The organism is Candidatus Hydrogenedentota bacterium (genome assembly GCA_018005585.1).
Classification (GTDB): Bacteria; Hydrogenedentota; Hydrogenedentia; order Hydrogenedentales; family JAGMZX01; genus JAGMZX01.
In genome coordinates this window covers 1-11839 of record JAGMZX010000173.1, presented here as the reverse complement: position 1 = coordinate 11839, position 11839 = coordinate 1, and the positions used below count along the sequence as shown (strand labels likewise).

Here is an 11839-nt window from a genome sequence, read left to right as displayed (position 1 = left end):
CTCGCCCGATACCCGATCGCGCTTGCGGCGGGTATGGGGGAGAATTTTCTGTTTGTCTACGTCTGTTCCGAGGGTGAGAGAGGCCTGGGGTTCGGCTGGCAGGCGGGACTCGCCATCGTACTGGTCTCGGGCGTGCTGTTTGTGGTCTTGTCGTTATTTCAGTTTCGCGCCCGCATCTTGAGGGTTTTCCCGGACTGTCTCAAGAACGCGATTGGGCCCGCGATCGGCTTGTTTATCGCATTTGTCGGCCTGCAATGGGGACATGTCATTTTGGCCGATGAATGGACCATGGTGAAACTGGGCAGTCTGCGCGACCCCGGAGCGTTGCTGACGATAGGCGGGGTATTGCTGACCGCGGCGCTGGTGGCGTGGAACATACGGGGCGCGATTCTGCTCGGGTTGCTCGCCACGGCCGGGGCGGGATGGGCCACAGGGCTCATCTCGCACGAAGTGCAGCCGCTGAACTGGGAAACCAGCACCTTTTTCAGCCTGAATTTCCGGGAATTGTTCGAGCACTGGGACACGGCCGTGCTCGCCATTCTGCTCTTTTTCTTCCTCGACTTGTTCGATACCGTGGGTACCCTGGTGGGCGTGGGCAAACAGGCTGGATTCATCGGGGAGGATGGGGAATTGCCGCGGGCGGACCGCGCGTTCCTCTCCGACGCGATCGCGACCTGCGTGGGCGCGCTATTCGGCACGTCCACGGTTACCAGTTACATTGAGAGCGCCAGCGGCGTGGCCGCGGGGGCGCGGACGGGCCTCGCGTCCGTCGTGACGGCTCTGTGTTTTGTGGCCGCCATGGCGGTAGCGCCGTTCTTGTCGATTGCGCAATCAGCCGTTGCGCCCGCGTTGATCATTGTGGGGCTGCTGATGATGGCGCCGTTGCGCCGGGTGCAGTGGGACGACATCACGGAGAGTCTGCCGGCGTTCCTGACATTGACCATGATGGTGTTCGGCTATGGTATCACGGAGGGTATCGCGATGGGGTGTATTTCCTTCGCCGTGATCAAGACGCTGGCGGGGCGGGCCCGGGAAGTGCATCCGGTAATGTTTCTGGTAGCGCTGGCGCTGGCGGCACGGTACGCGTTTCTGCGCTGATGTCTCCGGCGCGCGGATGTTGTTGAAGCGCTCCTGACCGGACCCTATACTCTTCCCGGTCCCGAACGGCATCCTTCTGTGCATGCCGCAACCGCAACGCAACAGATGCGGTGCCCGTGGCGGCGCTTGAAATGTCTGCCGCGGGTCTGCCCAGGAATTACGGGTTCATGAAAAAGGCCCCGCGCCAGACTCAGCGAAAGAAAGACCCCGCCGTGGCAGCCTTGAAGCAGGGTCGGGGCAATCCACCGGAGCCGGCGCCGCGCGTCCGGGGCATGCTCGCGCCGAACGCGACGGTGTTCATATCGAGCGCCTGCATCATGGTGCTCGAACTGCTTGCCGGGCGGCTCATCTCGCGCTACCTCGGTCAGTCCCTGTATACCTGGACAAACGTCATCGGCGCCACGCTCGCGGGCATTGCCATCGGCAACTATATTGGCGGCCGCATTGCGGACCGCGCCTGCGGCCGGCGCGTTCTGGGCGGTGTGTTCATCCTTGCCGCGATATCCTGTCTGTCCATTCTGCCGTCCAACGTGTTCCTGGGCGGGTTGGGATTCTTGCAGGCCCTGGCTTGGCCGTGGCGCATTGCCGCGCACGTCTTCACCGTATTTCTGCCTCCCTTCATCTGCCTTGGCATGCTGAGTCCTGTAATTTCGAAACGGGCGCTGAACTGTGGCGCGGCGACGGGCCGCACGATGGGGAATCTGTTTGCTTTCTCGATCGGGGGCAGCATCGCGGGCACCTTCACCACGGGCTTCGTGCTGCTGGCGTACCTCGGCAGCAGGAGCGTCCTGCTCGGAACCACTGGGCTGTTGGCCGGAACGGGACTCTTGTATCTCTTGCCGCGTGCGCGCGAGGAAGGGCATGCCGGGCCGTCTGCGCCTGCAGAGCATGTCCCGGCAGCGTCAGGCAAGTGCGCGCGGCCGGGTCTTGTCGCAACCATGTTTTTTCTTGGTGTCGCAACTATGGCGCTCGAATTGGCGGCCGCGCGCATTCTTTCGCGTCATTTCGGCCAGAGCATTTACACCTGGACCACCATCATCGGCGTGATCTTGGCGGGGCTTTCGTTCGGAGGCTACGCTGGCGGCCGCTGGGCGGACCGCATACCCGCCGTCACGCTCTTGCCTGCGCTGCTTGTTCTGGCCGCCTTGTTTGCCTTTCTGTCGCCGCTTGTTAACGCGTTCTTTGCGTTTCGCCCCGTTTTCTGGGACCTTTCGTGGCCGGTGCAGATACTCGCCCACACCCTGCTTGCGTTCCTGCCGGCCGCGTTCCTGATGGGAGCTTGCGCGCCCGTCATTGCGCGCCTGGCTCTGGGAAGTGAAAGCGGGGCCGGGCGAACGGTCGGTGTTCTTTACTCCTGGAACGCGCTGGGAAGTATCGCGGGCACCTTTTCCGCGGGCTACGCGCTGGTGGCGTTGATTGGCGCCGCGGGCGTGGTGTATCTGGCGGCGGTATGCCTCACGATTCTCGCGCTTGCGCACGCGCGGAACAGCTGGTGGGTCCGCGCATGGACCGGCATTGCCCTGTTTCTGGCCGTGTGCGCGCTGGCGCCCGTCCCGGTTCTGCGGCCTGTTGCCTACGCTCTCGCGGCGCGCGACTTCCCGCGCCCGGGCATGCTCTATGAAGATGAGAGTCAATACTCGTACATCGCCGTATATGCGGAAGACCCGGAACAGCCGCAGGTGCGCACATTTCGCCTCGACAAGCTCATTCACAGCCGCATTGACCTGGGCGCGCCTGCCGACTTGCGCTACGAATACGAATGGGTCTACAGCGCGGCACTGGAGAAGCAGCGCGCTGCCCCAACGCCCGTGCGCGCGCTTGCCCTGGGCGGCGGGGGCTACGTTTTCCCCCGTTTTCTTGAACTCACGCGGCCGGGCAGTGTCATTGACGTTGTCGAAATCGATCCGGCGGTCACGCGAGCCGCGCATGAGGCCTTTGGGCTGCCTCGTGACACCACCATAGGCATCTACGATATGGATGCCCGCAATTTCGTGGAAGACCTCGCGCGCAGGCAGCGCGCGGGCGAGGCCGTTCCTGCTTACGACTGCATCTTTGGCGACTCGCTTAACGATTTCTCGGTGCCGTACCACCTCACGACGCGCGAGTTCACCGAGATGATCCGCGGCCTTCTCGCCCCGGGCGGGGTGTACATGCTCAACTTGATCGACATGCTGGAATCGGGCCGTTTTCTCGGTGCCATGCTCAATACCTGCGGAGCGGTCTTTCCGCACGTGGCCGCGTTCGCCACCACGGACCAGCCGGATCAGCGCGCCACGTTTGTGATTGCGGCGTCGGGGCCGCCACTCGACCTGGGCGGCGTCGTGGAGGCCGTCAACGCGCAATATCATGGGCGCTGCATGCTGCTGAGCGAAGCTGTAATGGCGGAGTTGCGCCGGAAAGCGGGCGTCACCCTCACAGACGACTACGCGCCCGTGGAAAATCTCCTGGCGCACGTCGCGAGCCGGGCGCAGGATTCCCTCTTTGTGCGGAGGCTGCTCCGCGCGGATGAATTCCTGGTCGCGGGCCGAATCGACGATGCGATCCGCGAAGCGCAATCCCTGCTCGAGCGCGCACCGCGCATGGCAGAAGCCTATATCGTGCTGGGCCGCGCTCAATCGGCCCGCGGCGACCACGCGGCGGCCGTTGCCGCCCTTCGGCAGGCGGTCGCGCTTGCGCCCGGCGACGATGGCGCGCAAAGCGCTCTGGGAAGGGCGCTTTTCGCGGCGGGGCGCGGCGCGGAAGCTGCGGCGTGCTGGCGGGCCGCGCTGCGCATCAATCCGCGGAATGTGCAGGCGCATGCAAGCCTGGGCGCTTTCCTGGTCCAGTCGGGCCGTGCGCGGGAAGCGCTGCCGTGCTTGCAGGAGGCTGTCGCCATAGACGCATCCTTTGTGGCGGCTTGGGTGAACCTTGCATCGGCGTTCTATGCGCTGGAGCAGTACGCCGGGGCGCAGGAAGCCCTGCGGAAGGCGATAGCCCTGCAGCCGGATGACCCCAGTCTCTACGAACAGCTCGCCGCGGTATGCCTGAAGCGGAACGATTTCGATGGGGCCTGGGCGGCAGTACGGGCATGCCGCGAGCGGGGGCGGATGCCCGATGCGGCGTTTCTCGATGCGTTGTGCGACGCGTCTGGCCGGCGCGAGCAGGCACTGTGACATGGTGCCGCCCTTTCAGTAAAATGCGTCCCAGTTGCCGGGCCTGAACAAGGTGGAGTATATGGTTCTATCTGCTGAAGCGGCCGATCGCGTCGAGATATCGGTCATTATCCCGAGCATGAACGAGGCTCTCAATCTCAACCTGCTTCTGCCCGCACTAAAGGAAACGCTGGACGCGCTTGGGGTGCGTTACGAGATCCTCGTTGTGGACAAGGCGTCGCCCGACGGCACCGAACAAGTCGTCACGGCGGCGGGCGCGCGCTACATTTGCGAAACGCAATCCGGCTACGGAGCCGCGCTGTTGCGGGGCATCCGCGAAGCACGCGGCGAGTACCTCATCACGATGGATGCCGACCTGTCGCATCCCGCCAAGTTCATCCGGGACTTGTGGGCCGCGCGTGACCAAGCGGACATTCTGATCGCGTCGCGCTACGTGCCGGGCGGGCGCGCCGACCAGCCGCTCGTGCGTTACCTGCTCAGTTGCGTGCTCAATGCCTTTTTCCGGAGCGCTCTTTCCATCAACGTGCGCGACATGTCGAGCGGTTACCGCTTGTACCACAAGAGTGTCTTCCGCAACATTCAGCCCCAGTTTTCGAATTTCGTTGTACTGGTCGAGATACTGCTTGAGGCGCTGCGCCGCGGCCGGCGATTTGCCGAAGTGCCGTTTCACTATCAGTCGCGCGGCGAAGGCCGGTCCCATGCTAAGGTCGTTCAATTTGGCCTCGACTACCTGCGTCTGTTCTTTCGCATGTGGCGGACGCGCAATTCAATCGACTTTCCGGACTATGACTGGCGCGCTCACGACAGCCGCATTCCGTTGCAGCGCTACTGGCAGCGCCGGCGCCACGCCCTGATCCTCGGGTTCACGCCGCCCGGCATTGCCACGCTTGACATCGGCTGCGGCAGTTCCCGGATTTTGGCCGACCTGCCGAACGCCGTCGGCGTGGACCTCCGGCACGAGAAACTCACGTTCATGAAGCGGGTGAACCGGAAACTGGTTCAAGCCGACGGCTGCGTCCTGCCGTTTGACGAGGCGGCCTTCGATTGCGCGATCTGTTCGGAAGTCATCGAGCATATTCCCGACGAGGGGGGGCGGATGCTCGACGAACTCACGCGAGTGCTGCGGCCTGGCGGCACGCTCATCATCGGAACGCCGGACTATGGCAACTGGCAGTGGCGGCTGACGGAGCGGCTCTATCATCTGGCCGCGCCAGGCGCGTATGCCGACGAGCATGTTACGCACTACACCCGCGACTCGCTCACGCGCGCCTTGCGGGCGCGCGGCTACGAAATCCTCGACCACGCCTACATCCTGAAGGGCGAACTTATCATCAAGGCACGCCGACAATCCTGATTCTGTCGCAGACGCGGTGTCCCCGTCGCGCCTGCCCCGCGCTCCCGTTCCCTTGCAGTGCCTGCCCGGCTGCTCTAATATTCCCCCATGAGCAGCGGTTCCCCCCGATACGTATCCGTCGTCGTGCCGTGCCACAATGAAGCCGACACGCTCGATGCGTTCCTGACGCGGGTTACGCCCATTTTCGAACGCCTGCCGCGTTTCTCGTTTGAGATCGTTCTCATAGACGACGGGAGCACCGACGCGACGGAAGCAGTCATCGCCCGGCTCTGCGCGGCGAACCCGGGCGTCAAAGGCGTCTCGCTCTCCCGCAATTTCGGGCACCAGCGTGCAATTACCGCGGGTCTCGACTATTGCATGGGCGACTATATCATCGTGATCGACGCGGACTTGCAGGACCCGCCGGAACTGATTCCGGACGTGCTCGCGAAGCTTGAAGAGGGCTTTGACGTCGTGCACACCGTGCGCACGGACCGCAGTGTCGATTCATTCTGGAAACGGAAGAGCGCAAAGCTCTTCTATGCGCTCATGCGGCGTTGGGTGCTTCCGGAGATTGTCGAAGACGCCGCCGACTACAAGGGGTTCACCAGGCAGGCGCTTGAAGCGCTGCGCGCCTATCCCGAACGTGTGCGGTTTCTGCGCGGGATGTTCGCCACGCTCGGGTTCCGCCAGAGCACGGTGCCCTTTGTGCGGGCGGCGCGCGGCGCGGGCCAGTCCAAGTACAGTCTTCGCAATATGCTGCGTTTTGCGCGCGACGCGATTGTCTCGAACACCGTACTGCCGCTGCGGCTCGGCTTCTATTTCGGGGTGCTGCTGGTGGCGGCTGCCGGAGCCTACGGCGCGTGTGTCGCGGGTCTGTTTCTGGCCGGCGGCGGTATGGATCAGCCGCTCGTTCATCTCGTGCTGTCGACCATAGGCGCGCTGTTCGGCGTGGTGTTTATCCTGCTCGGGATGATGGGCGAATACTTGAAATGCATCATCCTTGAAGTGAAAGCGCGGCCCCTCTACGTTGTCCGCAAAACGTACAATCTGCCTGCCGGCACGGGTGACCGGAGCCGCGGGCCCGCCGTGTCCGCGCCCCCCGCGAAATGAACAAGCCCGGGCCGCCGGAAGGACGGCCCGGACAATCATTCGGCTGGAACGGGAACCGTCAAAGACTGGCGTTGTTCAGGACGCCCACGGCGATAGCAAAGCTCGCGTTCACCGGTGCTTGGCCATTCTGTTCATAGCGCAGGAAATCACAGTGGCCATCCATATAAAGCACATTTGAGCCGCCCGGCACGTGGTTGTAGTCCGACGCGTCGGTCGAAAGCATGTCCCACATCAGATAGACCTGGCTCTGTGCCTGCGCCGTGGCGGCGGGACTGTTGATATCCGTGATCAGAAAGCGCTCAATGCCCTCGCGCAGCCGGTAAAGCGTATTGCCGCCCGAGTTGCCAAAACCGCCAAAACCGTACTTCGACAAATCGAAGTCCTGGTCGCCTGCCAGACGGTTTTCATTGAAGAAGATCTCGGTGGCGAGCGCGGTCAGCCAGCCGACCGTCTGCCGGGAAATAGGCTCATTGGAGGTAATCGGGTCCCCGCCCGCAGCCACCGACAATGCCGTCAGCACGGACGCCGGCACTGCGGGGTCCGTTCCATCGACCATGTCAAACACCCAGCCCAAGTAGGAGTAACTATTGTCGATGGCGTTCATGCCCATCCAGCCTTCCGCGCAAGGCATGCCGAAAATCACATTGCCGGTGACCTCGTCGAAGAGACAGTCCTCCGTGGTTTCTCCGCTATGCGCCCTCACGCCCGCATCCGAGGGGCATACCGTCAGCCAGGGATCGTTGAGGTATTCCGGGTAAATTGCGGGCACCAGCGGGCCGATGCTCATTTGCGGTTCGTCCGGCCCGCCCTGCGGACCATAGGGATAAGCCGAGCCATTGCAGTCCAGGCTTTGCACGAAATAAAGATGCATGGGAGGGAACCGTTCGCCGGGGTCCTCATTCGAATACATTTTGTATACCAGCCCGAACTCCTTAAGATTGTTCTGGCAACTCGCTCGCCGTGCCGATTCGCGCGCCCGCGCCAGCGCCGGCAGCAGGATCGCCGCCAGGATGCCGATGATGGCAATGACCACAAGCAGTTCGATTAACGTGAATCCTTTGTGTTTCATGTCGCATACCTCCTATCCCTTGTCCTAAACAAGAACTGAGGCATTTGGTCCAAACCTGTGTGCGCATACCCAGCATAGCGGATAGGTTTCAATCTGTCAATAAGAATTCTGATAAAAGCGCGCAAGATATTCTAGCTAACCGCACTATTATGAGTATAAGGAAGTCCGGCTAGAGCACAATTCAATCGCCGACGTTTACGAACCGACATTAAGCAATACATCGCGGTTCGTGACACCACGAACCGCGATGACGAATCAATGCTTCTTGACGGTTGAAAGCTTACAGATTGTCAGCCAGCCAGACGACCATGGCGAATGCGCGCGAGACGGGATGCTGCGTCGAGAAGCGCAGGAAATCCACGTGTCCATCCATGTACAGAACATTTCCGCCGCCTGGAACGTGGTTGAAGTCCGAGGCATTCGGGTCTACGGTGTCGAACTGGATAGTTACTTGGCTCTGGGCCTGTTGCGCGGCGGCAGGATTATTGATATCCGTAATGAGGAACCGCTCGATGCCTTCGCGCAACCGGTACATCGTCTTCGGCACGCTATCGGAAACGCGGACGAAGTCGAAGTCCTTGTCCACTGCTTTGGCGGCGTCGCTTACGGTCGTGGCTTCATCGATGCCGCTGAGCACGTCCTGGAAGAAGCTCAGGAAGCCGCCGTCGATGTAGGTGCCGATTACAGTGAAGTTGACGGGGATATTCCGGTCATTTTCGTCCTTGCCCGCAACCAGGTAATAGGTCTCATCGAAAGCCCAGCCGATGTAGATGTACGAAAGGCTGTCCACGCGGCATGGTGCGAAAGGATTGTCGGGATTCTTTACGTCGCCCGGGTCGCGCCGGTTCCAACGTCCTGACTGAAATTCCTCCTGACCATCGGAATCGGACGGACAGATGTTCGTGGCGAGGTCGGACAGATACTCTGGATAGAGCACCTCACCATACCACATCGTATCGAAGCCTATGTCATCACAGTTGTCGCCCCCGGCGTAGGAGTTTGGCGGGAACCGCTCACCGGGGTCTTCGATTGCGTACATCTTGAGGGAAAGGCCGATTTCCTTGAGGTTGTTCTGGCAACTGGAGCGCCGTGCCGCTTCGCGCGCTCGCGCCAGTGCCGGCAGCAGGATCGCCGCCAGGATGCCGATGATGGCGATGACCACCAGCAGTTCAATCAGCGTAAAGCCATGTCTTTTCATGATTCCGTACTCCTTATGTTGGTGAATTGGAAAAGAACCTTGACATCTCATGTCCCTTTCATCGGGCCATCGACCGGAGAAATGCATCCTCCGACCCGAACCAACCACAAGATACAACTTCCTACCTTGACAGCTGGTTGTCAGCCCCCGCAATCCCTCACAGCCCCACGCCCCCGCGTTTCCCAAGGCTCGCCCACACACCCGCGCTTCCCCCAAGCCCCCCCTTAACGACGACTCCAAGATAGCATCCCGGCCACATTTCGTCAACAGGATTTTTCGGCTTCCAGGAATCGCGTTGCAGCGGGTCAACACGCACTGCTATGTTCTTATAAAGACTCGAGAACACGGTAATTGCCATGGAAGTGCTGATTCTGGACACGCCGGATGCCGCAGCGGCATTGACGGCGCGGGTTATAGCCAAGGCCTTGCGGGACAATCCCCACCTGACTCTCGGCTTGGCAACGGGCCGGACGATGGAGCGGGTTTACCGGATTCTGGTGCGCCTGCACCGGGAGGAGAGGCTCGATTTTTCGCTCGCCTGCACATTTAATCTGGACGAGTATATCGGCATCCCGCCTGACAGCCCGAACTCGTATTACCGCTACATGCATGAGCACCTTTTTGACCACATCAACATCCCGCCGCGGCATGTACACCTGCCGAACGGCATGGCCGCCGACTGCGCCAGCGAATGCCGCCAGTACGAATCGGCGGTCCGGAACCACGGCGGCATCGACCTGCAACTTCTGGGCATCGGCCGGTCGGGCCACATCGGGTTCAACGAGCCGTTGTCGGCGTTGTATTCGCGCACGCGCGAGAAGGCACTTTCCCCGGAGACCGTTGCTCAGAACAGCCGCCTGTTCGTGGGGAGCGAACAAATGCCGCGCCGCGCGATTACGATGGGCGTCGGTACGATTCTTGAATCGCGGCGCTGCCTGCTGCTCGCTACCGGCGCCGAGAAAGCCGGGATTATCGCCAAGGCGGTCGAAGGGCCGATCACCAGTATGATCTCCGCCACGGCGCTGCAGTTGCACGCGCACTGTACCGTTATTGTAGACGAGGCGGCCGCGGCGCAATTGCAGCACGCGGACTATTACCGCTGGATCTACGAAAACGAACCCGACTGGGACGAGTTCCGGTCCTGATACCTTGACTGGTTCAGGAGCCTGTGATAGCCTGAATTGCCGGGGGGAAGAGGAGGCGGGTGACTATTCTGGCGAGAACCGAGTCGGGGCAGTATGGGCCCATTCGAACAGGCGCAGGGGGAGTTCTGGCCGGGAAGGGGCGAATGACGTGGCGCAGGTGGGTGCGCCTAAGGGACAACTCGCATCGGGCAGGGACGTATGCCCGGGTACTTTCGATTCCGGCGCATCAAGAGCTGGCGGTGCGCAGCGGTTGTCCACACAAGGAAGCAGCAGCGCGGCATGCGCGGGGAGGAATCTCGAAATGGTCACAGGTTTCCGGGGTGGAGAAACGTCCGCGTGGTTGCGTGTGCGCCGGAGGTATATGACCGAACCTCGAGCCGCCGGGCGGTTCGTGGCCGTCGCGGTGTGCGCGATGGTCTTGAGTTCGTTCCCGGCAGCAGCGGTCCAACCGGCCCAAGCCCAGCTTACCTTATCCCAAATACCATTTGACCGGGACGTCCTGGCCGCGGAGGTGGCGCAGCTTCTCGAAATCGCCGCGATGACCGACGTTATTGTGACGCTCGAACAACCGGACCCGCCGGACCGCGGCACGGCGGGGAGTGAAGCGCAGTTCCGCGGCGTATTGCGCGCGCGGAACCACGCGGCCGCGGAGGCGGTATTGTCGCGGCTGACCGCTCTGGAGTTCGAAGAGCACTTGCGTTTTGACAATTTCGCCGGGTTCGCTGGCCGGGTTTCAAAGGCTGGCCTGCAGCGGTTGTTGGCGGATGCCGCGGTGAAATTCGTCGAGCCGGTCCGCATCCTCGAATCGCATCTGGCCCAAGGCATCCCGCTGATGAACGCCACCACGGTGCGCACCTGTTACAACGGAAACGGCATGTCGATTGCCGTGTGCGATACGGGGATCGACTACACCCACGCGCGCCTGGGCGCGGGTGTTTTCCCCAACGCGAAAGTCCTTGGCGGTTACGACTTCGGCGATAGCGACGCCAACCCGATACCCAATACTCAGGCTCACGGCACCTGTTGCGCGGGGATAGCGGCGGGCGACCTGGGCACGGTGGGCAGCTATATCGGCGGCGTGGCGTACAACGCGAAGCTGTATGCGCTGAAAATCTCGTACGGCACGACGGGTTCGGCGACCAGCACGGCCATGGTTGCCGCGTGGGACTGGTGCGTCACCCACCAGAACGACAACCCCGCGTACCCGATCCTGGTCATAAGCACAAGTTTCGGAGGCGGGCGCTATTACAGCACGGCGGAAGGAGATGCGGCCTCGCCGTCCATGACCATCGCGGCGAATAATGCGGTCGCGGCGGGTATCACGGTGCTGGCTTCGTCCGGAAACGACGGGTATTGCGATTCGATGGGGTGGCCCGCGTGCATTTCGAGCGTGATCTCGGTGGGCGCGGTGTATGACGCGGACTTCGGGCACTACTATCCGTGCGTGAATGCGGCTTCGTGCGCGTCCAAGATTGCGACGAGCGGCTGCAGCACGGGATACTACGTGGACGATTCAACGGCGCCGGACAAGGTCACGGCCTATTCGAATACGGCTTCGTTCCTGACGTTGCTCGCGCCGGCGAACGCCTGCTACACCACCGATATCACCGGGTCGTCCGGCTACAGCACGGGAGACTACTATTCATCTTTCGGCGGCACGTCGGCCGCATGCCCCTACGCGGCGGGCGCGGTGGCAAGCCTGCAGTCCGCCGCTATGGGTATCTTGGGGCG

The 11839-nt window shown here is 62.1% G+C and carries 8 protein-coding genes; 6 read left to right on the top strand and 2 right to left on the bottom strand.

The features are described 5' to 3' along the window. From KA184_20835 to KA184_20820, 4 genes are all read left to right on the top strand, one after another. A partial coding sequence (locus tag KA184_20835) for an NCS2 family permease (GenBank protein MBP8132034.1) occupies positions 1–1098 on the top strand: 1098 nt, incomplete at its 5' end. A 167-nt stretch (positions 1099–1265) separates the two neighbouring features. Beyond that, positions 1266–4250: a fused MFS/spermidine synthase gene (locus KA184_20830; protein ID MBP8132033.1), complete on the top strand. Its 2985-nt coding sequence runs from the start codon at positions 1266–1268 to the stop codon at positions 4248–4250. 61 nt (positions 4251–4311) lie between these two features. Then, positions 4312–5604, top strand: coding sequence for a glycosyltransferase (locus KA184_20825; protein ID MBP8132032.1), 1293 nt, complete (start codon positions 4312–4314; stop codon positions 5602–5604). Positions 5605–5691: 87 nt separating this feature from the next. Next, positions 5692–6696: a glycosyltransferase family 2 protein gene (locus KA184_20820; protein MBP8132031.1), complete on the top strand. Its 1005-nt coding sequence runs from the start codon at positions 5692–5694 to the stop codon at positions 6694–6696. A 58-nt stretch (positions 6697–6754) separates the two neighbouring features. Here the strand turns inward: KA184_20820 and KA184_20815 are convergent, their stop codons facing one another. Further along, entirely contained in the window at positions 6755–7765 is a 1011-nt protein-coding gene (locus KA184_20815; GenBank protein MBP8132030.1) for a prepilin-type N-terminal cleavage/methylation domain-containing protein, read from the bottom strand. A gap of 280 nt (positions 7766–8045) precedes the next feature. Beyond that, a complete protein-coding gene (locus KA184_20810) occupies positions 8046–8966 on the bottom strand; it encodes a prepilin-type N-terminal cleavage/methylation domain-containing protein (GenBank protein ID MBP8132029.1) in 921 nt (306 codons plus the stop codon). A gap of 353 nt (positions 8967–9319) precedes the next feature. Between KA184_20810 and nagB the strand changes: the two genes are divergently transcribed. Together nagB and KA184_20800 are read left to right on the top strand one after the other, a co-directional pair. Then, complete coding sequence (gene nagB / locus KA184_20805; protein ID MBP8132028.1) at positions 9320–10108, top strand: glucosamine-6-phosphate deaminase; 789 nt, start codon at positions 9320–9322, stop codon at positions 10106–10108. A gap of 361 nt (positions 10109–10469) precedes the next feature. Next, a partial coding sequence (locus KA184_20800; GenBank protein ID MBP8132027.1) for a S8 family serine peptidase occupies positions 10470–11839 on the top strand: 1370 nt, incomplete at its 3' end.

Excerpts from the sequence above, each read along its gene's own strand:
- KA184_20820 (MBP8132031.1), top strand. The coding sequence starts at position 5,692 with ATGAGCAGCGGTTCCCCCCGATACGTATCCGTCGTCGTGCCGTGCCAC.
- KA184_20825 (MBP8132032.1), top strand. The coding sequence starts at position 4,312 with ATGGTTCTATCTGCTGAAGCGGCCGATCGCGTCGAGATATCGGTCATT.
- nagB (MBP8132028.1), top strand. The coding sequence starts at position 9,320 with ATGGAAGTGCTGATTCTGGACACGCCGGATGCCGCAGCGGCATTGACG.
- KA184_20815 (MBP8132030.1), bottom strand. The coding sequence starts at position 7,765 with ATGAAACACAAAGGATTCACGTTAATCGAACTGCTTGTGGTCATTGCC.
- KA184_20830 (MBP8132033.1), top strand. The coding sequence starts at position 1,266 with ATGAAAAAGGCCCCGCGCCAGACTCAGCGAAAGAAAGACCCCGCCGTG.